The organism is Croceicoccus naphthovorans (assembly GCF_001028705.1).
GTDB lineage: Bacteria > Pseudomonadota > Alphaproteobacteria > Sphingomonadales > Sphingomonadaceae > Croceicoccus > Croceicoccus naphthovorans.
This window is the reverse complement of the sequence record NZ_CP011770.1, coordinates 2,153,845-2,177,523: the sequence shown is the minus strand read 5'-3', so window position 1 is coordinate 2,177,523 and position 23,679 is coordinate 2,153,845. Positions and strand designations below refer to the sequence as shown.

Sequence of the window (23,679 nt, the reverse complement as noted above, 5' to 3'; positions counted from 1 at the left end):
AAGGAGAAGTCGTCGATGGTTCGCATGCCCGTTCTAGCCCCCCTTCTGATGGCCGCGACTGCGCTTGGCGCGACCCCGGCCTTGGCTGCCGACGATGACGGGTGGAGCAGCTTTCGTGAGCTGTACCAAGCGCTGGTCGAGACTGACACGACGCTGTCGAACGGCAGTTGCACCAAGGCGGCGAAGCTGGCGGCGAACCATCTGGCAGAAGCGGGCATGGCGCGGGAAAACCTGCACCTGATCACCGTGCCCGAACATCCGGAGGAAGGCAGCCTTGTCGCGGTCTATCCCGGCAGCGACCCGGATGGAGGCGCGATCCTGCTACTGGCGCACCTGGATGTGGTGGAGGCCAAGCCCGAGGATTGGGAGCGCGATCCGTTCACGCTGATCGAAGAGGACGGCTGGTTCTATGCGCGCGGCGCGGCGGATGCGAAATCGCTGGCGGCCGTGTGGACCGATACGCTGGCGCGCTTTGCTCGAGACCGCCACACGCCGGGCCGTACGGTGAAAGTGGCGCTGACTTGCGGTGAGGAAACCAACGGCGCCTACAACGGGGCCGAATGGCTGGCCGCCAATCGGCGCGACCTGATCGATGCCGACTTCGCGCTCAACGAGGGGGGTGGCGGCTTTGCGACCGACGACGGGCTGGTTTTGACCCAGCGGGTGCAGGTGGGTGAGAAGATATTTGCCAACTACGAACTGGAAGTGCGCAATGCGGGTGGACACAGCTCCGCCCCGCGTCCCGACAATGCAATCTACGAACTCGCTTCGGCGCTGAAGGCGATTGAGGCCTATGATTTCCCGGTGGAGTTCAGCGACGTGACCCGCGCCTCGCTGCAGCAGCGTGCCGAGAGTGAGAAGGGCGAGCTGGGCGCAGCGATTTCCGCCCTGCTGGCGGACCCTGGCGACGCCGATGCCGATGCGGTGGTGTCCGCCGATGCCAATCTGCGCAGCAACACGCGCACGACTTGCGTTGCCACCATGCTGGAGGCCGGACACGCGCGCAACGCGCTGCCCCAGCGGGCGACGGCCAACGTGAATTGCCGCATTTTTCCCGGCCATCCTATCGAGGAAATCCGCAAGGCACTGGTCACCGCCATCGGCGATGAACGGGTCTCGGTAAAAACGCTCGACCCGATCCGCCCGGCACCCCCGCCGCCGCCGCTTTCGGACGATGTGATCGAACCGATGAAAGAGATGGTTGGCGAACACTTTCCGTGGGCCAGTTTTGGCGTGACGATGTCGAACGGCTATACCGACAGCACCTTCCTGACCGCCGCAGGCATTCCCGCCTATGGCACGCCAGGTCCGTGGAGCACCGGCGAACCGAGCGGCGTGCATGGACTGAACGAGCGTATCCGCGTCGATGCGCTGAAGCAGGGGAGGGCGTTCCTGTACGATCTGATCCGCGCCTACACCGACTGAGGAGCGGGAACGGGGGCTGCCTCTGGCGGGTTTGGCCGGCATGGGCCTAACTCTTGCCGTTGTCGCCATCGTGTCGGGTGCGCTGATCATCGGCGCGTTGATCGGGGTTTACGGCAAGCTGCGCCCCCGCACCGAAGGGTTCATCGTCGCGCTGGCGGGCGGGGCCTTGTTGCTCTCGCTGGTTACCGAACTGATTGAGCCGACGCTGGAGAAAAGCTCGCTGCTGATCGTCGTGCTGGGCGTATCGACCGGGGCGGTCCTGTTCACCGTGATCGATTACTGGATTGACGAAAAATGGGGCAGCGACAGCGGCGGCGGATTGCTGGCGGCGGTCACCACCGACGGCGTGCCGGAAAACCTTGCACTGGGCGTTGCGCTGATCGCGGCGGGGCCAAAGGAAGTGGCTGCGCTGGCGGCATCGATCCTGCTGTCGAACCTGCCCGAGGCGGCGAGCGGCGCGCGTTCGATGCGTGAAAATCAGGGCTGGTCGAAGGCCAAAGTCGTATGGCTATGGACGGCGACGGCGGCTCTGCTGTCGATGGCGGCCATCGTTGGCAATCTGGCATTCAACGGGGTCAGCGAACATGTGCTGGGCTTCGTCCGCTGCGTTGCGGCGGGCGCGGTTGTTGCCAGCCTGGGTACTGAAGTGTTTCCCAAGGCGTTCAAGGAAGACGCGCATACCGTTGGCATTGCCACCGCGCTGGGCGTCTTGCTGGCGCTAATCCTGTCGGAAGTAGGCGGCGGTTAAGCCCCGAGAATCAGGTCTGGGTCGATCGACCCCGCCCATCATGGGCGGGGCGGATCGTGGTGCCTGTCAGGCGATCAGCGTCGCGGTGAAAGCGATGCCGCTGAAAGCCAGCGCAGCGATTGCGCCGATGACGTGGCTGGTCAGATTGGTCGTCATTCTTTCCTCCTGTTTCGTTCGCACGAACAGGGCATCCGGTCTCGGTTGTTTTGCTTTTCGGATCGCGATTCGGCCCGGCTCCTCTTCCGGCCCGGATCACAGGGGCTCAGCTAGGCGCGGCCAGCATATGCTGCAAGTGCGAAAGCAACATTATTGCTTGCAAATTTTGCAAGTTACTGCTGCGTTTTGCAGGTTCGGCCCCCGGCGCTGGACAGAATCGCGGGTGCTTTCTATCGCGCGGCCATGACAGACGCGCTCAACCACGACTCCATCCTGATCGTCGATTTCGGCAGCCAGGTCACCCAGCTGATCGCCCGCCGCGTGCGCGAAGCGGGGGTCTATTCCGAAATCGCCCCATTCACGATGGCGGAAGAGGCGTTCAAGAGGATGAAACCGCAGGGGATCATCCTGTCCGGTTCGCCCGCCAGCGTGCCCGACGACGGATCCCCGCGCGCCCCGCAGTGCCTGTTCGACAGCGGCCTGCCGATCCTTGGCATCTGCTATGGCCAGCAGGTCATGTCGAAGCAGCTGGGCGGAGAGGTCCGGCCTGGGCACGAGACGGGAGAGGGTGGCGAGTTCGGTCGCGCGTTCCTGACCGTGACCAAAGACTGCGCCCTGTTTGACGGCCTATGGGCCGAGGGCGAGCGACATCAGGTCTGGATGAGCCACGGCGACAAGGTGACCAAGTTCGCCCCCGGCTTTGAAATCGTGGCCACCAGCGACGGTGCGCCCTTCGCAGTGATCGCCGACGAGACGCGCAAGTATTACGGCACGCAGTTCCACCCCGAGGTTGTCCACACGCCCGACGGCGGCAAGCTGATCGCCAACTTCGTGCGCCACGTCTGCGGCTGCGCGGGCGACTGGACGATGGCCCAGTTCCGCGACACCAAGATCGCCGAAATCCGCGAACAGGTCGGTGACGGCAAGGTTATTTGCGGTCTTTCCGGCGGCGTCGACAGCGCGGTTGCCGCCGTCCTGATCCACGAAGCCATCGGCGACCAGCTGACTTGCGTCTTCGTCGATCACGGATTGATGCGCATGAACGAGGCGGAGCAGGTCGTGACCCTGTTCCGCGACCACTACAACATCCCGCTGGTCCACGTGGATGCCGAAGAGATGTTCCTTGGCGGACTGGCCGGACAGACCGATCCGGAGAAAAAGCGCAAGTTCATCGGTGCGGCCTTCATCGACCTGTTCGAGGCAGAGGCGAAGAAGATCGGCGGCGCCGACTTCCTTGCGCAGGGCACGCTCTATCCCGACGTGATCGAGAGCGTTTCCTTCACCGGCGGGCCGAGCGTTACGATCAAGAGCCACCACAATGTCGGCGGCCTGCCGGAACGCATGAACATGAAGCTGGTCGAGCCGCTGCGCGAGCTGTTTAAGGACGAGGTCCGCGAACTGGGCCGCGAACTCGGCCTGCCAGAGATTTTCGTCGGTCGCCACCCGTTCCCCGGACCGGGCCTTGCCATCCGCATCCCTGGCGAAGTCACCAAGGAAAAGTGCGACATCCTGCGCAAGGCCGACATGATCTACCTTGAGGAGATCCGGAACGCGGGCCTTTACGACGCGATTTGGCAGGCCTTTGCCGTGCTGCTTCCCGTCCGCACCGTCGGCGTAATGGGCGATGGGCGCACGTACGACAGCGTCTGCGCCCTGCGCGCGGTGACCAGCACCGACGGCATGACGGCGGATGTCTATCCCTTCGACAGCCAGTTCCTGAGCCAATGCGCCACGCGGATCGTGAACGAGGTGAAGGGGATCAACCGGGTGGTTTACGACTATACGTCGAAACCTCCGGGGACGATCGAGTGGGAATAATTTTTGCCCATCCGGGCGTATCCAAACTCACGCTGCAATACGACATAAGACAATGAAAATGCTGAAAAAATCTCTCTGAGACTTTCGGCATCTATCGCCGGGTTAGCCTCCCGTTTGACGGTATGGCTGGCGGTATGGCGCGTCTTGTCTCAACCGAAAAACGCATATACCGTCAGGGGCAAGAGAGCTTCTGACGGTATATTTTTTGGCATAAACACTTGTAAATGCTGAATAAAAGCTATGTCAGGCGGCCCAGTTTTGGCCTGACGGTATAATTGGGTGCTCTCCTGCATTTTTTGACCGATCTGGAGGGTGCAGATGTTGACCGACACCGCCATCAAGGCACTGAAACCAAAAGATAAATTATACAAGATTGTGGATCGTGACGGTATGTACGTCGTGGTCCAACCTTCGGGTTCAATCGTGTTCCGCTTGGACTACCGGCTCAACGGCCGTCGGGAAACCTTGACGTTGGGTCGTTATGGCCCGGCGGGTCTGTCTCTGGCCCGGGCGCGTGAGAAGCTGATTGATGCCAAGCGCGCGATTTCCGAGGGTCGCTCGCCGGCGCAGGAAAAGCAGCGCGAGAAGCGGAGGATCAAGGAAGCCAAGAGCTTCGGCCAGTTCGGTGAGCGCTGGCTTCAGGAAGCGAGGATGGCGGACAGTACACGCGCGATGCGGCGGTCGATCTTCGAGCGCGACATCCTCCCGGCGTTTCGCAATCGACTGCTAACCGAGATCCTGCCGGAGGATCTGCGCGGGTTGTGCGCGAAGGTAAAGGAACGCGGGGCGCCGGCAACAGCGGTCCATGTCAGAGACATTGTGAAGTTGGTTTTCGCCTTCGCCATCCTGCACGGGGAGAAGGTCGCCAACCCGGCCGACGAGGTTGGCCCATCGTCGATCGCGACCTTCGTGCCGAAGGACAGGTCGCTATCTCCCGCGGAGATCCGCATCATGCTCGGACAGCTTGAGCATGTCCCGACGCTGCCGACGATCCGTCTCGGGATAAAGCTGATTCTGCTCTCGATGGTGCGAAAGAGCGAATTGCAGGATGCAGTCTGGGAAGAGGTCGATTTTGAGAACGCCGTCTGGTCGATCCCCAAGGAGCGAATGAAGCGCTCGAAGGCTCACAACGTCTATCTATCGCAGCAAATGCTCGACATCTTCATCGCTCTCAAGACCTGCGCCGGTAACTCGAAATACGTCCTGCCGTCGCGCTACGACGCTGACGCGCCGATGTCGCGGGCCACGTTCAATCGGGTCACGATGGCGGTGGTGGTGCGGGCCAAGAAGGAAGGAATGCCGCTGGAGTCCTTTACGGTTCACGATCTCCGACGCACCGGCTCGACTCTGCTGAACGAACTGGGCTTCAACAGCGACTGGATCGAGAAGTGCTTGGCGCACGAGGATGGCCGATCCTCACGGGGCATCTACAACAAGGCGGAATATGAGCATCAGCGCCGGCACATGATCCAGGAATGGTCCAACATCGTGGACGCTTGGGTCGTGGGGGAGAAATACACGCCGACCCTTTATCCGCCGACAATGGACCTGCTTACGCCCGAGCCGGATGTTTGATGGGGCGGGTCTTGCGAAGCTGGACATCGGGCATGGGTGCGCGTTTCACGGTTTTCGCGCGCGAGGCGCGGCGGCGCTCCTCGAGCTAGGCTTCGACTTCGGCGAGGTCCCAGACCACGCAGCGAGACGTAAGATAGAAGCGCTGCGGAAATTCACCGCGCTGCTCCATGTCGTAGATGGTCGTGTCGGCCAACGGGACGATTTGCCGAAGCTCATGGCGCCGGATGGTCCGTGTCACGGCGGGAGGTTCGTGTGATTTCATCAGAGGACTCCGTCAGCCATTGGGTTCAACGGATAGAAGTCGATAGACGACGTTGAAAGAAAGCTCGGATTGAGGGGCGTAGAACGGTATCGCGCTCTGGCGTGCATATCGGATAAGGCGCGGCCCTCGCCGCGCCCAGCCAGACCTCCAATCGGTTCATTTGGCTGATCGTCGATACCGGCCCTTCCGGCGTGAGCCGACGTAGCATATGAGACCAGCCACCTTGAGCGCGGCGATGTCCCGACGCGCGGTTTTCAGACTAACCGCCCACATTGCCACAATATCCCGTGCGTCACTTCGACCTGCCGCGACTCGGTCGAGAAACCAGTGCTGCCGCTCGTTGAGTTCGGCCCGATCAGGGACATTTATAGGGTCGCGTTCAGGGACACGTTCAGGGACATTTTTCCGCGCGCCCGTTGCCGATCGTCCCCCTGCGGCTTCCCCGGCAGCATAGGCTTCGCGCGCTCTGACCAGGGAAATGCGATCCACTGGCCCGGTCAGCGGGATGGCTGCCGGCCCATCAATCAGGCCGAGAACGAAGGCCCTGATGACTGGGGACGAGACCACCAGCCGCAGGAAATAGACGCTGTCTGGCCCGTGCTGGCCTGAGAGCCAGTGCTTGACGGTTCGCTCGCTTGCGTCCGTCTGGCGCATGAGCTGCTTAATCTGTCATTAGGCGTGGAATAAGGCCCCCGTTTTCGGGGTAATCGGCTTCCAAAAGGGACCCCTTAGACGCTGGGGTTCACAGTGCTCACCGAAGTTGTCGGGGAGCCGGTTTTGGGATGTTGATAGTGGAGACGATTGCCAGGATACGGCGGGCGCATTTTGTTCAAGGCAAGCCGATCAAGGCGATCTGCCGGGAACTCAAAATCTCGCGCAAGGTGGTGCGGAAGGTGCTGCGGTCTGGCGAGACGGCGTTCGAGTATGAGCGGACCGTCCAGCCGATGCCCAAGATCGGGCCTTACAAGGATGAGCTGGATCGGATCCTTGCCAGCAATCAGACCAAGGCCGCGCGCGAGCGGCTAACGCTGATCCGGGTGTTCGAAGAACTGCGCAGCCTGGGTTATGACGGGGGCTATGATGGGGTTCGTCGCTATGCGCATGGTTGGCGCCGGGACCGGGTCTCATCGTCGGCTGCAGCCTTCGTGCCGCTGAGCTTTGCGCCAGGGGAGGCCTATCAGTTCGACTGGAGCCACGACGTGGTTCTGATCAACGGCACGACGGTGACGGTCAAGGTTGCGGATTCCGAGGTGATCGCGCGCACCATTCCGATTTGATGGCGCGCGGGCTTCCGATTTAATGGCGCGCAGTGTTCCGCGAATTGTGCGCGCAGCATTCCGAGGTGATCGCGCGCAGTTTGAGATGTGGAGAACCTGATCGTTGGGTCATTTCTGCGGTCGAATAGCGACCGGAGGGATGGATGCCGACGAGGAGGGTTTCGATGCGCCAAGTGCGCGAGATATTGCATTTGAGCCTGGATGCCGGGCTTTCCACAAGAGTTGTTGGCGAGCGCACTGGCGTGGGTCCAACGACGGTTAGGGACACGATCAGGCGGTTGAGGCTGGCAGGTCTTGCGTGGCCGGTTCCCGATAGCATGACCGATACGGAGTTGGAGGCCAAGCTGTACGGTATTCCGGGCGTGAAGCCCGGACGTCGCAAGCAGCCGGAACCGGACTGGTCGACGGTCGCGCGCGAGTTAAAGCGCAAACACGTGACGCTGCAGGTCTTGTGGGAAGAGTATATCGCCGCTCAACCTGACGGATATCGCTACAGCCGTTGGTGTGACCTATTCCGGCGCTGGGAGGGGCGGCTGTCACTGGTGATGCGTCAGAGCCATGCCGGCGGCGAGAAGCTGTTCGTCGATTACGCCGGCGACACAGTGCCCGTCGTGATCGACCGCCGAACCGGCGAGATCCGCGACGCCCATCTGTTCGTCGCGGTGCTGGGCGGCTCAAGCCTGTCATTCGCTTGTGCGACCTGGACGGAACAGTTTGCCGACTGGATCGAGGGGCATAATGCCGCCTTCGCCTTCTTTGGCGGTGTCACTCAGTTGCTGGTGCCCGACAACGCGAAGGTGGCGGTGATCAAGGCCTGCCACTTTGATCCGATGCTGAACCGCAGCTACAATGACATGGCCCGTCATTACGGGACGGCCGTGTTGCCGGCGCGGCCCCGGAGGCCGCGCGATAAGGCGAAGGTTGAAGCCTGCGTCGGCATCGTCGAACGCTGGGTGCTAGGCCGACTGCGCAACCGTGTCTTCTACAGCCTGGCTGAGCTCAACGCCGCTATCGCCGAGTGCCTCACTGATCTCAATGAGATGCGGGTTCTTCGCCAGTTTGGTCGCACCCGCCGCCAGTTGTTTGAGGAAGTCGACGCGCCCAATCTCAAGCCGCTGCCCGCCGAGCCTTGGGTCCATGCGGAGTGGAAGCGATGCCGTGTCGGGCTCGATTACCATATCGCCCTCGATCATCACCATTACTCGGTGCCGCATCGCTTCGCCCGCCGTGAGGTCGAGGCCCGCTTCACCGCGCGCACCGTCGAGATCTTCCTCGGCGGCGAGCGCATCGCGGTTCACATGCGTGGCAGCGGCAATGGACGGCATACCACGGTGCCCGAACATATGCCGTCCAGCCATCGGCGCTATCTGGAATGGACCCCAGCCAAAATCCGAGAAGAGGCTGCCCGGATCGGGCCGATGTTGTCGCTGCTGGTCGAGCGCATCATCATGGACCGGCCACATCCCGAGCAGGGCTACCGCTCGTGCCTTGGTATTATCGGCCTTGCGAAACGCTTCGGTGCCGATCGGCTTGAGGCTGCTGCGATGCGCGCGCTGGAGATCCAGGCACGCAATTACCCGTCCGTCAAATCGATCCTCGAAAAGGGGCTCGACAAGGTGCCCGTGTCCAAAGCCCCGGAACGCGAGCCGATCCTGCACGACAATATCCGGGGCTCCCAATATTACCACTGAGAGGAACGACGATGCTCAAACACCCAACCCTTGATCAACTGAACCAGCTGGGGCTGACCGGGATGGCCCATGCCTTTGCCGAACTGGATGGCAATGGTGACGCCGCAGGCCTCGGCCATGCCGAGTGGCTGGCCCTGCTACTCGATCATGAAGCAACCTGGCGCAACGATCGGCGTCTTGCACTTCGGCTGCGTCACGCAAAGCTGCGGCACCATGCCGTACCTGAAGACGTTGATTATCGCAGCGTGCGCGGGCTCGACCGCCGGCTGTTCGAAATGCTGCTCAAGGGCAACTGGATCGCCGCCCACGAGAACCTGGCCATCATCGGGCCAGCAGGGGTCGGCAAGAGCTGGCTTGCCTGTGCGATAGGCCACAAGGCCTGCCGCGACAATCGCTCGGTCCTCTACACACGCCTGCCTCGGTTAATCGATGATCTGTCGCTGGCCAAAGGAGACGGGCGCATCGCCGCGCGCATGAAGAGCCTTGGCAGGGTCGATCTGCTGATCTTGGACGACTGGGGGCTTGAACCGCTTGACGGAAATGCCCGCCACCACCTCCTCGAGATCCTTGAGGATCGCTACGGCCGCCGCTCAACTCTCGTGACCAGCCAACTTCCTGTGGCCCGCTGGTTCGATCTGATCGGAGATCCGACCTACGCCGACGCCATCTTGGACCGCCTCGTTCACAACGCTCATCGCCTCGAACTCGCCGGCGAATCCATGCGCCGGAACCTCGCCGCCCAAGCCGCTTGACCAACTGCAAACAGGAATGACATCTTCACCCAACGATCAGATGATCCACCTGCGCGCGATCAGGTCGGAACGCCGCGCGGCATCAGATCGGAATACATGCGCGCGATCGTCGGAATCCGCAACCGAAAGCAAGGAAACCTCACGATGTATCAGCCCAGCACGATCCCTTATCAGCAGCATCGAAGTTTTCGTCATACCTTCAAGGCGGGCCATCTGACCCTGGGGCTGTTCTTCCCCATCGAGGCCTTCCAGGGCGATATGCCGACCATGCTACACTAGGCGGAACTAGCCCATCGCGCCGAGGAGCTTGGCTTCTCGACGCTCTGGTTCCGCGACGTGCCGCTGCGCGATCCGAGTTTCGGCGACACGGGGCAGGTCTTCGACCCGTGGGTCTATCTGGGCTTCATCGCCGCCCGCACATCGACAATCGCTCTCGGCACCGCGTCGATCGCGATCCCGCTGCGCCATCCGCTCCATACGGCCAAGGCTGCGGCCAGCGTGGACCAGTTGAGCGGTGGCCGCTTGCTCCTGGGTGTCGCCACCGGCGACCGTCCGGTCGAGTTCCCGGCATTCGGCGTGGACCCCGACCAGCGAGGCGATGTTTTCCGCGAAAATCTGGACATCATCCGCCGCGCCCAGCGCACCAGCTTCGAGCCGCTGCAATGGAGCCGCGGGCTGCTGGCGGGCGCCGACCTGATCCCCAAACCCACCACGAATGAGCTCCCGTTCTTCGTGACGGGCAACAGCCGTCAGTCGATGGAATGGATCGCGCGGGAGAGCAGCGGATGGATGACCTATCCCCGGCCGCCCCAGGCGCAGCAGCTGTTCGTGGAAAGCTGGCGGGCGGCGGTCAGGGAACAGGCGGGTGAGACCTACAAGCCGTTCCTCCAGTCGCTCTATATCGATCTCGACGCGCATCCGGCCACGCCGCCGTCGCCGATCCATCTGGGCTTCAGGCTGGGGCGGGATCATCTGCTGACGCTTTTGGAAACCCTGGAAGCGATCGGCGTCGATCACGTCATCCTCAACCTCAAATATGGCCGCCGCCCGGCCCCTGAGGTGGTCGAAGAGTTGGGCTCGCACATCGTGCCGCGTTTCATGGCGCATGCGCCATGAAATGGCCGGAGCAACACAGGGGCACACGAAATGGTCTGCGGCGCTTTCCTGATATAGGATCCGCCACCCGACATGCAGGACCCGGCTGGCATCGACAAACTTGGGATCGAGATGGACAAGCCGTCGCAGCACTGAGGAACCTGCGGTCGTGGATTGTCTATCTCGCTGTCCTTGCGGGATTGGCTGAGTATATGGGCCGCAAGGACGTCGTCGTGCTCGATGAACTGGGCTATCTGCCCTTTGCTCAGTCCGGAGGCCAACTGCTGTTCCACCTGATCAGCCGCCTCTATGAGCAGACCTCGGTCATCGTCACCACCAACCTGACCTTCGGGGAATGGCCGTCCGTCTTCGGCGACGCCAAGATGACCACCGCGCTGCTCGACCGGCTCACCCATCACTGCGATATCGTCGAAACCGGCAACGACAGCTGGCGCTTTAAAAACCGCATCTAGCCAAACACGCCCGCTGGTCCGGCACAGCGCCGCAACCCTGACCAGCTCTGCTGCGCCGGACCAGCTCAAACCCAAATGAGGGGTCCCTATTGGACGCCGACAGGGGGTCCTTATCCGGCGCCGATTGATATTGCGGCGATCGTTCCGCTGAAGACGTTGCCGCCCGGCGCCAGGGAGAGCCGATCCTATTCGCAGGTGCTGAGTTCGATCAAAGCGATCGGCCTGATCGAAGCGCCCGTCGTCATGGCAGACGAAAAGAATGCCGGAACCTGGTTTCTCCTCGATGGTCATCTGCGGCTTGAGGCGCTGAAGGAACTCGGCATCTCCGAGGTCGAGTGCCTGCTTGCGGCTGACGACGACACCTACACCTACAACAAGCGCGTGAATCGCATACCGCCGATCCAGGAGCATCGGATGATCGTGCGGGCAATGGACCGGGGCGTGTCCTCGACCGACATCGCGGCAGCCTTGAACCTTCAGGTCGAGTCCGTGCTGCGGCGTTTCCGGCTCCTGGAAGGGATCAGCCCCGAGGCGGCCGAGATGCTGAAGGACACACCTTGCTCGATGAAGGTGTTCGACATTCTGCGTCAGATGACGGCCGTGCGGCAGATCGAGGCCGCCGATCTGATGATCGGCCAGAACAATTTCACGGTCATGTTTGCCCGTGCGTTGCGCGCGGCGACATCCGAAAACCAGCTTGCCGCCACCAAGAAGGGCAAAGGCGGCGGCAAGCCGACGCCCTCGGGCCAGCAGATCGCCCGCATGGAGCGCGAGCTGGCGGCGCTCCAGACCCAGGTGAAGTCGGTCGAGGAAACCTACGGCATCGACAATCTGCATTTGACCGTCGCGCGTGGATACGTCGCCAAGCTCCTTGCGAACAATCGCGTGGTTCGCTGGCTGGCGACCCATCAACAGGACTATCTCAGCGAGTTTCAGAAGATCGCCGAGATCGACAGGCTCGGCCCGATCGCGGAAACGTCGGGCGCCTGAGTCAGATATGGGGACCCGGACCCGATAAGCGCGGGGACCATGGGAGAAGCCGCACCGTGGGGCGGATCAAGCATGGTGGTGGGAATGGCGGCGAACCCGCATGAAGCCCACTAGGCTGGTCCACATATAGCCAGCCGCATGAGGGGTAGCTTGTTGCCCCGCATGAACAGGACGGGTGTGCCGGACGCGCCGGCCGGCACGCCCGCTATTCATCGCGGTGTTTCTGTCGTGAGAATGCCGAAAGATCGAGGGTCAATGCTTTCAGCGACCGCGTCGTTTCCACGTCGTGATGGGTCAGGAGATCGACAAGATCCTCCTGGTCCGGCTGCCCCAAAGCGAGGCGATAGAGCAGCCTCTGCGTCCTCAACTTTGCGAATCGATCAATATCGCGACTTTGGGGGAGCGCGAACAAATGTCGCTTCAGTTCCGCACCTTCCATCGCCCACCAGGGGCTGAGGCCGGTTTTGTCGTCCGCGAACGCCTTGTCGGCGTCGCGTGCGATGATGTCCCACGGCGACGATGCTTGGCCGCGTGCCTGCGCCAACGCTTGTTCGCCTAGTTTTCGGGCGAGCGGTTGTCGGACAGTCAGTCCGCCGAAGCGCTGGACGCGACCTTCGCGTTGCTCCAGGTCAACCGGGCTGGAACAAAGATCCCAGTGGCCCAGCCGGTCGCACCAGCTATGGAAGTCGAGACCTTCCTGTCCGACAGAGGTCGTTGCCAGGACATGGGGCCAGAACGGCGTATTGAACGCGCTGCGGATTTCCTCAGAGCGCGCCGGTGGCGGTTCATTGACATCATGATCCTGCCGATGAGTCTCTGTCTCGGTGCCTCCAAACGGCACCGCAGCGTGACAGCGGATACGGATCTTGTCCTTTTTCTTCGCGCCCTTGAACCCGAAAGTGCCGACGTTCGCTGCAAGCGCCGCCGACAGATCCTCGATCAGTCCATCAGGATTGACCTTGGATTTGCGCAGCCAGAAATGTTCGTCGAGGACGGCTTCCAGGCAGCCATCAACGCACGCATTCTGATATTTCTGCGTGGCGTCCTCGCCGGGCAAGATCGACCAGAAAACGGGGCGATCCAGATAGGTGCGCAGCCGCGTCCAGCAGAAGCGCACAAGGCGCGCGAAATGCTGCTCCTGGTAATCGAAAAGCTCAGGAAGGTGGCGATAGAGTGCTCGGCCCGTCACGACGCCAGGGGCGCCGAGAGCCATATCCACCAGAGCGTCCAGCTCCCACCGGCTTAGCCAGGTGATCGCCTCGGCCTCTTGGCGCTGCTTGAGCAAGGTTTGAAGTGTTGCATCCTTCGGGGCGACCCGACCCCAGTTCTTCTGGACCGCCGCGAACTCCCGAGCCAGCGGCGCCTTTTGCGCGCGCTCAATGGCCGCGAGGATCGCCCACGCCGGTTTGCGTCGTCGGTTGCTTCGCGCATTCGGAGCCTCCGGCGCGATGGACGGGGGCAGCGCCTGAATAATCTGCTGCCGCGCCCTGGCCCTGATCTGCTTGATCGCAGCCTTGCCCTTCACATCTAGGGGATCGACAGCGCGGATCAGGAAAGGGCTCGGGTGAAACAGGGCGAGCGTCGGGCCTTGGTTCGGCTTCGGGTTCAGGTGGCGTTTCTTCCACGCGGCAGCGTAGGGAAGATTGCTTTTCGCCACGCATTTGCGCTCGACCTCAAGGCTGACAAGGGCTGCCAGGCTTTGCGGTGTGGCCCTGAATCGGCTGAAGATCAGCATCTTGGGCGATTGCGTCACCTTTGCCCATGGGCCGGAAGGCGTCCACCAAGTCAGCGACGGCAACACCCACGGCAGGGCAAGGGCCTCCGTTGGCACAAGGCCGTTGAGGGCACGGAGCTTGGCGCTTCCCCAACCCTCTTTGGGCGGCTTGAAGCAATTGGTGACTCCGAGCCGGGGGACGCTGCGCGTGGCCGGAAAATCTATGTCGCGAGAAATCTGGTATCGGTCCCCCAACGCTTGCGCAGGGAGTGGCACTGACAGCCAGTAGGCGATCGCGCTGCCTGCGAGCTTGGGCGACACATGGTCGGTGAAATGGCGATAGACGTCGAGATCGTGGGGCTCGATCCTTACGGACGGCGGCGCAGGCTCTCCGGCATGGTCGGAAACCGGACGCTCGGTCCGCGACATGAGCGGTGTGAGAAGCGCCTCAAGATGGTGCTTGAGCGCTTGCGCCTCTTCGATCGCCGCCGTGCGGCCATCGGGAGGCAGGTGGCCGATCAAATGCAACAGATCGCCAAAACGACGAAATTGGGATTCGGCCTCGGCGCGTACAGCCGGCCCGCCCAGAAACTCGATAATCTCGAAAAATTCGACATGGGGGGCAGCCCCAGCGCCGCTTTCCCAGCGCTCGGCATAGAAACGGTAGGGCGTGGCGGACAGGAGGAGGATCGGCGGCGGCGTCCCGCCATCTGTTCCCGCCAGCAGTTGCCGCGCCAGGGGATTATCGGCGCCTGCATTGAGCAGTTCGCGATAGCATTGGAACTCGTCGAAAATTACGAGATCGGGCGGGGCGGAATCCAGAGCGGCTTGAGCGAGCGCCTTCCGCATCCGGCCCAAGCTCTGACCATGTTTGCTGGTCACGATCGCGTGCAGAATGTTTTCGCGGGCCGGCTTGCCAAATTCCGCGCGTAACGCTCGGCCATAGGCCGCCTTGAAAAGGGCGGAGACATTGTCGAACTTGCCCTGAGCTTCCTCGCACGCCCATGGCCAGCCGGACGTTGCGCCATATTCGATATAGCCTTCAGGAAAGGCTGCGGTCAGGCCGGGGTATAGTTCGTCCAACAGGAGCTTGACGAACGCGCGCTCGACAGCCTTGCCGCCGTAGAGGCGCTGCGAGCTGGAGAATGATGTGGTGGGTGTAAAGGCGTAGAGCCGCAGCTTTCCCTTGCGCTTTTCCTCGAACGGAATGAGACCGACGCGGTCGATGATGGAGAGTGCGTCCTTGGCATCGTCCTTCTCGAGGAAGCGCAGCAGTTCGACCTTATTCTGGTCCGCGACTTTGAGCCCGCTCGTAATATAATAGACCGTGAACTTGCGCGCTTTGCTCGCCAGTGCCGCAAGCGTATCTCGGGCGACGACGGTCTTCCCGAGGCCGACTTCGTCCGCGACAAGGAATCGGCGCAGTGCGTTGCCTCCCGACAGAGCGGCAGTTGCAGCCTTTACCGTTGCGGCCTGGAAGGGTTTCGATCTTGCGCTCATGAGACAAGCCGGGAGCGCGCGATGGCCCAGATCTGAGCGAGTTCGTTCAAGTCAGCTCGCTCCGCTTCGCTCAGATTTTCGCCGTGGGCGAGCAGCGCATCCACATAGGGCGCAAAATGGCGATCGACCCGGCCGAAGGCTTTGCGATCGCGTGCCCAAGCCGTGAGAATATCCTCCAATGTAAGGCGGTCATAACCCAGGCCTTGGGGACGGTTGCCCCGCGATCCGACATCTTCATCCCATGCACCGCCACCGACCGGAAGCGTGTCGCCGCCAAGCATCGCCCGCATCCAGTCATGGAATGCGCGGAGCCCCATGTGGCTGGCCAGGGCGGCTAGATCCCGCTGCGCTTCGAGAGGCGGATCGACGGTGACGCGCTGCATCCATCGCAAATTGCCGTCTGGGCCGCTTATCCGCACCTGAATGAAGGCAGACTGAAGTGACAAGGGGATCGACCCAAGATTGAGGCGGGCGGCATCGGGCAGCCAAGGCAGCAGGTCGCCATTTGCAGATCCGGCGTGCAGCACATGGTCCGGGTAGGCAAGCGAAGGAACCGCCTGCGCATCGATCGAGAAGCATTCTCCGTCGCGGCGCAGAAGCGGGTTCCAGGAGGCCATGAGCGCCTTGCGTGACTCTTCCAGAGCATCGGCCGTACTTGTGCTGCGCATATCTGTGGCGGCGAGTTCCTCTATGGTGACGGGCGTGGCCTTACCGACGAGGAACGCCAGGCCGGAAGCGAACGCCTCGCCCGCTTCGAGTTCGACCATGATTTCCGAGTTGCGTCCCGACCATGCCCTTTCGGTCGCATTGGCGCTCCCGACCCTCAAGATGGTCTTTTCACCCGAGTGGAAGCAGAAGATTTTCGCATGGAGAGCAAGGGGCGCCGGCTCCACATCATCTTCGGCCACAGGTTCGGTGCCGGGCAGAGCGAGCGTGGACTCGTCAGCGAGCACGTCCGGCGCCGCATAGGCCAGGATCTTCGAGAAACCGGTCAGCGAGGTCCTGGACCGGCCGGCCATATCGGCAAGAGCCGGCATCGACGAAATCAGCGTTCTGGATCCCGCAGCCCCCCAGTTGCCTGCCTTTTTCAGGAAGTCGGGCGACAGGAATGGGCTGATGATCGTTATGCCATCGACCGCCCGGGATGGCGGCTCCGCTGGCAAGGGAACACCTTCATCCAGCCCATTGAGGAGGCCGCGTAGGCGAAAACCGTCCGGCGCATCCCACCAGATCGCCTCCAGTTGCTCCGAGATGTCATCGGCATCCTCGCGCGATGCGCAGCGTGCGAGAGTGCTCCCGAGAGCACCGACGCCAGGGAGCCGAACCCGCCCCTTCGCGCGCTTTTCGCTGCCGTCCAGCAAAACGCCGGCGTCGAGATCCTGTGATCGCGTGAGGTTCCGGCTGCCAATCCAGAGCTTCCAGCGGGTTTCCCCTTTGGGGCAGTTATAGGCAACCAAAGCAATCTTCGGATGCCAGCTACGCTCGTATTCATCGTGGGGTCGCTCAACGATGAACTGATCGAGGATGCCCGCGATCCGGGGGAGAGCGACCGGGCGCGCGATCCGCCCGCGCTGGATGATGATCTTGACGTGATCGCGCAGCCTGTCGATCGCTTCGGCAAAATCGACGGCCGTTCCACTGCCCTTGTCATTGTTACGACCGATCAGGGCGAGCAACGCCGCAGCGACCGCAGACAGGTCGACCGAGTAGGTCGCGAACAACGCGAGCTTGACCGTCTCCAATCGCCCGGGCCGCAGTTCGTCGAGGTAGGGTTGGCCGTGCCAAGCTTGCCGATCGCTCATGCGACAGCTTCCAGATCACGCAGGAGCCGTTTCACGTTCCCCCAGCGATAATGGAGCGGCTCGGCGCGACCATGGCGCTCGCCTTGCCATTCCATGCGCCGATCCACGCCGAACTGGTTGCTGGCGAGACGCGCGCGATCATCCTTCCTGCTGACCTCCGCCCGCGCATACACGTCGAGCAGCGGCATCGGATCCTTGCTATTTGCCCGAACCCAGGCCGAAGTTTCTTGCAACACGCCCTCAACCGCAGGCGGGAGGTGCCCGATTTCGGCGAGAAACAGGTCCATATCCAGCCGGGCGGCAATCCCTCCCCATTGCTCGACTGCGTCTTTCAGCGCGGCGCGGTGCAAATTTGGCTGTGGTCGCTTGTCGCGTGTTTCCTTGAGTGTCTCGACCTGAGCCGCATAAATTGCCCTGCCAATCGCGGACAGCGCCGCCGCCTGGCCGGCCCGCTTCAGCATGGCGGCCTCCTTACCGGCAAGTGCGAGAATTTCGCTGTCCCAGCAGTGATCCGCCTCGCCGAGCGGCTTTCCGACCAGCTTCGACAACAGCGATGGCTCGCCCGGATCCGTCGGCGAGCGAACGGCGCGCAGCTTGGTTGCGAGATAGATCTGCTCCGGCGAAATCCGTAGAGTGATAGCCGGTCGGCGCTCTCTGGTATGGCCGGGGAGCGCCGACGAACTTTGTCGCCACGCTGGGAAATCGCTTTGACAAGCCTCGCAGCGTCTTTGTCAGGCATTCGGGATAAGGGGGCTCCCCGGACGATTTCCAGGTGTGAGTATGAATTTTCGACATCTGCGGTATTTCGTGGCGGCTTCCGAGCATGGGAGTTTCCGCAAGGCGGGCGTAGCGTTGGGCGTCCAGGAGTCCACGATCAGCCGCCGGATACGCGACATGGAAGACGGGCTCGGCTCGGCACTGTTTCACCGTCACAGCGGCGGTGTATGCCTGACCGTTGCCGGACAGCGCCTTTTGTCGAAAGCCCAAAAGGTTCTTCGATACATCAATGAAGGCGCGGAGATCGTGGACGCGGTGGGGCGCGGCACGGAAGGTCAATTGCGTGTGGGCATCTTCTCGTCCCTGGCCTCGGGGTTCCTGCAAGATCTTCTCCGGACGTTCGCCGCAGAGCATCCCGGCGTGCATGTCGAGGTTGCCGATGGCAATCCCGCGGAGCATGTCGCCGCGATCCGGCAGTTCCGGTTGGACATCGCCTTTCTGACGGGGACATTGGAGTGGCCCCGATGCGAGACCACCTACCTCTGGTCGGAACGTGTTTTCGTGGTGCTGCCGGAAGCACACGCCCTTGCCCGGAAGGAGGAGGTGAGGTGGCATGATCTGGCGCACGAGACCTTCATCGTCAGCGATGTACCGCCGGGCCAGGAAGTCCATGACTATCTGGTCCAGCGGGTCGCCGATCTCGGCCATCACCCGAAGATTCAGGCGCAGTTTGTCGGGCGCGACAATCTGTTGACGCTCGTCGCGATCGGCAGCGGGCTTACAGTTATGAGCGAGGCGGCGACAGCAGCCCATGTGCCGGGCATCTGCTATCGGCCGATTATCGGCGAAGTCCTTCCCTTCAACGGCGTGTGGTCGCCAAAGAACGACAATCCGGCGCTCAGGCGCTTTGTCAGCATGGCGAAGACGATGGCGCGTCGTCAGGGCTTGGATTTATGAACTGACATCGCCCGCAGGCTTCGCGCGCCGGGCCTTGGCGAACCCGCGATCGGTGGCGATGAAGCGCTCCAGCATCGGTACAATCAACTGGACGGGATCGCGCACGGGCTGGCCGGTCTGCCTTCCCAGCAACTCGGCATATGCCGCGAGATCCCGGTGAAGCGAAGCGGGCAGTTCCAGCGTCGCCTTCACCGGCTTTTCCTCGGTGATCGGGCCGAGCTTCAATTTCGTCATGTCAGCCTCCGTAAGGTTCGAGGACGAGGTCGCGGGTGACGATCACGCGGACAGGGAAGCCGGGCCGGATCGTCAGTGTCGGCGCGACGTTGAGCTGGCGCCGAACGATCTGCTGGCCAGCATCATTGATCGTGTCCTGACCGCCATTGCGGATGGCGCGCAGGAGCCGGTCCTGATCATCGATGGCAAGCTCGGACCCGACTGACAGAAGCGTCGAGAGCCCCGCCGCTTTGGCGAGATCCCACCAATGGTAATCGACGCCGTCTTCCAGACCGGCATAGCCGTGGGTATCGGCTCCGGGTTGTCGTTCGAGCACAATGGACCGGCCGTTCGGGAGAATGAGCCTGTTCCAGACGAGAAGCACGCGGCTCTGCCCGTATTGGACGCTATTGTCGTATTGGCCGATGATCCGCGTGCCCTGTGGGATGACGAGGATGCGGCCGGTCGGGCTATCGTAGATGTTCTCCGTCACCTGCGCGGTGATTTGTCCAGGCAGATCGGAGCGGATGCCGGTGATGAGGGCGGCAGAGATGACCGCGCCCGCCTGGAGAACATAGGGCGATGCTGGCGCCATGATGCGGTCGGCCGCAATGGTGCGGCGGTCGACGGGAGCATTGAGGAACGCGAGTTGTCGATCTTGAGCCGTCTCGGCACCAGGTTGTGTGCCAGCTCCCACGCCGGCAAATCCTGGGACATTCGGGCCAGCGGTCGCCGACGTTGCGGCCGGACCGGCCTGGAAAAACACGCGGCTGGTGCGTGCGGCCTCCAACTCGGCGAGGCGACGTTGTTCCTCGGGATCAGGCCCCGGCGCCGCCATGGCGGGCGGCACGACAGGATGCCCCTGATTTTGCGCGCTGACGATTGGGCGGCCGAGGTCTCCAGGCAGCGCCGGGCCGAGGACCGGGCCGGTGTAATCGCGTGGCAGGCCGGCTAGGCCGTCGGCCGTGGTGCGGTTGTCGGTCGAATAGAGTTCGTCGGCGCTCTTGCCGGGATCGCGGGTCTGGAGCGCGTAGATGAGAGAGCCGCCGATACCGACGAGGGCAACCGCGGCGACGCCGGCGAGCACTTTGCGGGACAGCCGGGTGACACGCGGAGGTTCCGCCCGCAGACGCATGGATGATGACGTATCGACGACGGGCGTCGATTGGTCCAGCGGTTCGGCATTGTCGTGGTCGGTGTCGTTCATGATGCAGGTTTCCCATCGGTTCGCACGATCCTGACGGTCTGCTGTTGCTTGCCGCTGCCGAGGCGCAGTTCGGCGGCTCCGAAGATGCGGTCTACGATCAGGATGTTTTGGTAGATGCGGCTGTTGACGAGCTGCGGCTCGCCGTCGGTGCCGAGGACGAAGATCGGCGGCATCTCGCCTTGAGCGATGCCGCGTGGAAATTCGACATACACACGCCTGCCGTCGTCATAGACGGCGACCGGCCGCCAGGGCGGCGTGTCGCCGGTGAGGCCGTAGCGGTAGTGACGCGCGCCGGCAGCGGGAAGGATAGGCGTCGCAGGGACCGTCCCGCGTTGCGATGCCGGTGGTGCGGGATAAGCCCAGGCAACGGCCGGCATATAGGGTTTCGCCTCCGCCCTCAGCTCAAGCATGTAGATGCGGCGGTCGGTCGTGATGACAAGGTTCGTGGTGATGTCGGGGCGCGTCGGTTTGACGAGGATGTGGACGCGCCGCGAGAGGCCGGAACCGCTTTCGGTATCACCGATGATCCAGCGGGCGGTGTCACCGGCGGCGATTGGACCTGCGCCGGTCAGGCTTTCGCCCGGCTCGAGCGCGATGTTGGTGATCTGGCCGGGCGCGGCATAGACTTGGTAAAGCGCGCCTTCGCTCCAGGGATAGATCTGGATGGCGTTATAATAGCCCTCGCGTCGCGGTTCGACACGCGCCGCAGCATTGGCGCTTTCCACGCGGCCGCTCGGCGTATTCGCGGCGGTTCCACCATGCGCGACCGTCCAGGCAGGAGGCGTGTGCAGCGGACGCGGCGGCTGTTCCGTGACTGGTGCCGGCACGGCTGGGAGCGGCGGCACGTCACTGTCGTAACTGATGGTGGGTGGTTTGAAGGTCGCGCAGCCCGCCAGCATCGTTGCCGAGAGCAGCATCATCGCCAAAGCGGATTTACGGAGAGCCGGAGAGCCGGACATGCGCAGAGACGTGCTCATTGGGACATCTCCCGCGACCAGTTGATGGCGTTGACGTAGATGCCGAGCGGATTGGCGCGCAGCCGGTCTGCGTCGCGCGGTGTCTGGATGACGATGGTGAGGATGGCGGTCCATCGCTCTGTGCCCGCGAGCTGGCCATTTTCGTAGCGCTTCTCGGTCCAGGCCACGCGGAAGGAATCCGCCGATGCACGGATCACGCTCGAAACCTCGACGGCGATCTGCTGTTTGCCGACCTTGGTGAAAGGATCGTTGGTGCGGGCATAGTCGTTGAGCGCGCCGGCGCCGCGATCCGTGGTCCAGTCATAGGCGCGCAGCCAGTTCTGGCGCACGATGATCGGATCGGCCGGGATGCTCCTGACCTGCTCGATGAAGCGGGCAAGATGCCAAGCCACCTGCGGATCGGTCGGCCGGTAGTCGGCCGACGCCGGTGCAACGGACTGCGCCTGGCCGAGTCGATCGACCTGCACCACCCAGGGAACGACGGTGCCGCGCGCCGACTGCCAGACCAGCGCGGCGGCGAAGCCGGCCGACAGGAACAGCGAGCCGAATGCCATGATGCGCCAGTTCCTGGACTGGACGCGGGCCGAACCGATGCGATCGTCCCAGACCTGCGCGGCGCGCTGATAGGGTGTTTCGGGTTCGGGCGATTTCCCATAGTGGGCGGCGGGTCGTTTGAAGAGGCTCATGAGCGGTTACTTTCGGAGAGGTTGACGGAAGAGCCGCCGCCATGGCTGTCGCCGGATTTGACGGCATGCGCTGCGAGGGTGGCTCCGTGGCTGAGGGACTGATGGCGCTTCATGCGCTTGGCCCAGTCGGGCGGACCGTCGCGGGGCGCTGCGGCGGCGGCTTCGCCTGCGGAGCCTGAGCCGGGTATCGTGCTCATTGTCGAGGAGCCCGTCGCCCCGAAGCCCGCCTTCGCACCTTCGGAGAAGCTGGACTTGACGCCGTCGGCGGCGCGCGCCGTCGCGCGTTTCAGGGGTGACACGGTGGCTGCTCCGGCCGCGCGGGCGACACCGCCGAGACCAGAGGCGACACCGGCAGCGCCGGACTGGCCGAGCGAGCCGACGCTGTAGGCAGCGGCGGCTCCGCCTGCCGCTGCTGCCCCGCCTCGCACGGCGGCAGCGCCGCCGGACATCGCAGCCGCTCCTCCCTTCATGGCAAGGCCTGCCGCGCCACCAGCTGCGAGTGCTGCGCCACCGACGGCAAGCCCGGTGCCAACCGCCGCACCGGCGCCGAGTTGTGGTCCGCCGCTGACAAGACCCGCAGCAATGCCGGGGCCGAAGATGCCGAGCCCGAGCAGCGATAGCGCGGCAAGGACAATCGCCATGGCGTCGTCGATGGTGGGCGTTGCGCCGCCGAAGCCGGCCGTAAATTGGCTGAACAGCGTTGAGCCGATGCCGATGATGACGGCAAGCACCAGCACTTTGATGCCGGAAGAGACGACATTGCCCAGCACGCGGTCGGCCATGAAGGCGGTTTTGCCGAACAGGCCGAACGGGATGAGGACGAAGCCGGCCAGCGTCGTCAGCTTGAATTCGATCAGGGTAACGAATAGCTGGATCGCGAGGATGAAGAAGGCGAGCAGCACCAACGCCCAGGCGAACAGCAGGCAGGCGATCTGGATGAAGTTCTCGAAGAACGCGATCCAGCCCATCAGGTCGGAGATGGATTCGAGCAAGGGGCGCGCGGCGTCGAGCCCGGTCTGCGCGACCTTGCCGGGTCGCATCAGATCCTGTGCGGTGAAGCTGGTGCCGGAAGCCTTGAGGCCGAGGCTCGCGAACGAGTCGAAGACGATCTTGGCGAGATTGTTCCAGTTGCCGATCAGATAGGCGAAGACGCCGACGAAGAGCGTCTTTTTCACCAGCCGGGCGATGATGTCGTCTTCCGCGCCCCAGCTCCAGAACAGGGCGGCAAGCGTCACATCGATGACGATCAGCGTTGTGGCGATGAACGCGACCTCGCCGCCGAGCAGTCCGAACCCGCTGTTGATGTAGGAGGTGAAGACCCCGAGGAAATTGTCGATGACACCTGCGCCGCCCATGGTTCACCGTCCTTCTGTTGTCGGGACGGCAGGCGCCGGGGGGCGGCCGAGGAAGCGATCGCGGCTCTCGGCCCAGATACGCATGCAGTCGGTATCGCTCGCCGCTGCCTGGCTAAGCTGCTGGCACCGGCGCTGCCCTTCGCGGAGCGCATCGCGCTTGGGTTCGACAGCGTGGACGCGCTCCGTTTCAGGGGCCGCGTCCTTTCGGGTCATCTCGATCGCCGTCGCCGTGATGGCGAACGATACGAAAACGATGGCGCCCAGCCGGGCCAGCATCTTGCCGTCCATG

Annotated in this window: 20 protein-coding genes and 3 pseudogenes; 12 read left to right on the top strand and 11 right to left on the bottom strand. The window is 63.0% G+C overall.

The window, feature by feature from the left end; genetic code table 11:
• Window positions 1-15 precede the first annotated feature (15 nt).
• From AB433_RS11000 to AB433_RS10980, 4 genes are all read left to right on the top strand, one after another.
• Window positions 16-1,425, top strand: coding sequence for a M20/M25/M40 family metallo-hydrolase (locus AB433_RS11000; protein ID WP_047821022.1), 1,410 nt, complete (start codon window positions 16-18; stop codon window positions 1,423-1,425).
• Between the two features lie 40 nt (window positions 1,426-1,465).
• Window positions 1,466-2,173, top strand: coding sequence for a ZIP family metal transporter (locus AB433_RS10995; protein WP_047821021.1), 708 nt, complete (start codon window positions 1,466-1,468; stop codon window positions 2,171-2,173).
• A 399-nt stretch (window positions 2,174-2,572) separates the two neighbouring features.
• Window positions 2,573-4,147: a glutamine-hydrolyzing GMP synthase gene (guaA, locus tag AB433_RS10990; protein ID WP_047823897.1), complete on the top strand. Its 1,575-nt coding sequence runs from the start codon at window positions 2,573-2,575 to the stop codon at window positions 4,145-4,147.
• 318 nt (window positions 4,148-4,465) lie between these two features.
• Window positions 4,466-5,722, top strand: coding sequence for a tyrosine-type recombinase/integrase (locus tag AB433_RS10980; protein WP_047821019.1), 1,257 nt, complete (start codon window positions 4,466-4,468; stop codon window positions 5,720-5,722).
• An 85-nt stretch (window positions 5,723-5,807) separates the two neighbouring features.
• Here AB433_RS10980 and AB433_RS21810 read toward each other — a convergent pair whose 3' ends face one another.
• The gene (locus AB433_RS21810; RefSeq protein ID WP_218916944.1) at window positions 5,808-5,984 is read right to left on the bottom strand and encodes a helix-turn-helix transcriptional regulator; all 177 of its coding nucleotides are present in this window, start codon (window positions 5,982-5,984) and stop codon (window positions 5,808-5,810) included.
• Between the two features lie 156 nt (window positions 5,985-6,140).
• Complete coding sequence (locus AB433_RS20030) at window positions 6,141-6,638, bottom strand: Fic family protein (protein WP_082134896.1); 498 nt, start codon at window positions 6,636-6,638, stop codon at window positions 6,141-6,143.
• 128 nt (window positions 6,639-6,766) lie between these two features.
• On the opposite strand from AB433_RS20030, the pseudogene AB433_RS10965 reads away from it, so the two are divergent.
• The 7 genes and pseudogenes from AB433_RS10965 to AB433_RS10940 all read left to right on the top strand — a co-directional run.
• Window positions 6,767-7,225: pseudogene (locus tag AB433_RS10965) on the top strand (IS21 family transposase); the annotation flags it as partial.
• Between the two features lie 200 nt (window positions 7,226-7,425).
• Window positions 7,426-8,952 carry an IS21 family transposase gene (istA, locus tag AB433_RS10960; RefSeq protein ID WP_082134895.1) on the top strand — a complete coding sequence of 509 codons (1,527 nt, stop codon included), beginning with the start codon at window positions 7,426-7,428 and terminating at the stop codon, window positions 8,950-8,952.
• 11 nt (window positions 8,953-8,963) lie between these two features.
• Window positions 8,964-9,704: an IS21-like element helper ATPase IstB gene (gene istB, locus AB433_RS10955; RefSeq protein WP_047821016.1), complete on the top strand. Its 741-nt coding sequence runs from the start codon at window positions 8,964-8,966 to the stop codon at window positions 9,702-9,704.
• A 96-nt stretch (window positions 9,705-9,800) separates the two neighbouring features.
• Complete coding sequence (locus tag AB433_RS21305) at window positions 9,801-9,983, top strand: hypothetical protein (protein WP_245626647.1); 183 nt, start codon at window positions 9,801-9,803, stop codon at window positions 9,981-9,983.
• 15 nt (window positions 9,984-9,998) lie between these two features.
• Window positions 9,999-10,820: pseudogene (locus AB433_RS10950) on the top strand (LLM class oxidoreductase); the annotation flags it as partial.
• A gap of 197 nt (window positions 10,821-11,017) precedes the next feature.
• Window positions 11,018-11,272 (top strand): annotated as a pseudogene (locus AB433_RS10945) (ATP-binding protein); the annotation flags it as partial.
• A gap of 156 nt (window positions 11,273-11,428) precedes the next feature.
• Window positions 11,429-12,262, top strand: a complete 834-nt coding sequence (locus AB433_RS10940; RefSeq protein ID WP_245626645.1) for a plasmid partitioning protein RepB C-terminal domain-containing protein — start codon at window positions 11,429-11,431, stop codon at window positions 12,260-12,262.
• 205 nt (window positions 12,263-12,467) lie between these two features.
• Here the strand turns inward: AB433_RS10940 and AB433_RS10935 are convergent, their stop codons facing one another.
• From AB433_RS10935 to AB433_RS10925, 3 genes are read right to left on the bottom strand one after another with little or no spacing between them, the layout of a single operon-like run.
• Window positions 12,468-15,476, bottom strand: coding sequence for a helicase (locus AB433_RS10935; RefSeq protein WP_047821013.1), 3,009 nt, complete (start codon window positions 15,474-15,476; stop codon window positions 12,468-12,470).
• Entirely contained in the window at window positions 15,473-17,278 is a 1,806-nt protein-coding gene (locus AB433_RS10930) for a phospholipase D family protein (RefSeq protein ID WP_047821012.1), read from the bottom strand. Before AB433_RS10930 ends, AB433_RS10935 begins: the two co-directional genes overlap by 4 nt.
• Window positions 17,275-17,826, bottom strand: coding sequence for a hypothetical protein (locus AB433_RS10925; protein ID WP_218916942.1), 552 nt, complete (start codon window positions 17,824-17,826; stop codon window positions 17,275-17,277). Before AB433_RS10925 ends, AB433_RS10930 begins: the two co-directional genes overlap by 4 nt.
• Before the next feature lie 232 nt (window positions 17,827-18,058).
• Here AB433_RS10925 and AB433_RS10920 point away from each other — a divergent pair, with 232 nt between their 5' ends.
• Complete coding sequence (locus AB433_RS10920) at window positions 18,059-18,952, top strand: LysR family transcriptional regulator (RefSeq protein WP_047821011.1); 894 nt, start codon at window positions 18,059-18,061, stop codon at window positions 18,950-18,952.
• Here AB433_RS10920 and AB433_RS10915 read toward each other — a convergent pair.
• The 6 genes from AB433_RS10915 to trbK-alt all read right to left on the bottom strand — a co-directional run bounded on the left by AB433_RS10915 (window position 18,947) and on the right by trbK-alt (window position 23,678).
• Entirely contained in the window at window positions 18,947-19,186 is a 240-nt protein-coding gene (locus AB433_RS10915) for a DUF2274 domain-containing protein (protein ID WP_047821010.1), read from the bottom strand. The two genes, AB433_RS10920 and AB433_RS10915, sit on opposite strands and share 6 nt — an antisense overlap.
• A gap of 1 nt (window position 19,187) precedes the next feature.
• On the bottom strand, window positions 19,188-20,300 hold the full coding sequence (locus tag AB433_RS10910) for a TraB/TrbI/VirB10 family type IV secretion system protein (RefSeq protein ID WP_218916966.1): 1,113 nt from the start codon (window positions 20,298-20,300) through the stop codon (window positions 19,188-19,190).
• Window positions 20,301-20,368: 68 nt separating this feature from the next.
• Window positions 20,369-21,349, bottom strand: coding sequence for a P-type conjugative transfer protein TrbG (trbG, locus tag AB433_RS10905; protein ID WP_047821008.1), 981 nt, complete (start codon window positions 21,347-21,349; stop codon window positions 20,369-20,371).
• Window positions 21,346-22,035: a conjugal transfer protein TrbF gene (gene trbF / locus AB433_RS10900; protein WP_047821007.1), complete on the bottom strand. Its 690-nt coding sequence runs from the start codon at window positions 22,033-22,035 to the stop codon at window positions 21,346-21,348. Before trbF ends, trbG begins: the two co-directional genes overlap by 4 nt.
• A complete protein-coding gene (trbL, locus tag AB433_RS10895; protein ID WP_047821006.1) occupies window positions 22,032-23,390 on the bottom strand; it encodes a P-type conjugative transfer protein TrbL in 1,359 nt (452 codons plus the stop codon). Before trbL ends, trbF begins: the two co-directional genes overlap by 4 nt.
• A gap of 3 nt (window positions 23,391-23,393) precedes the next feature.
• Entirely contained in the window at window positions 23,394-23,678 is a 285-nt protein-coding gene (trbK-alt, locus tag AB433_RS10890; protein ID WP_047821005.1) for a putative entry exclusion protein TrbK-alt, read from the bottom strand.
• Window position 23,679 lies beyond the last annotated feature (1 nt).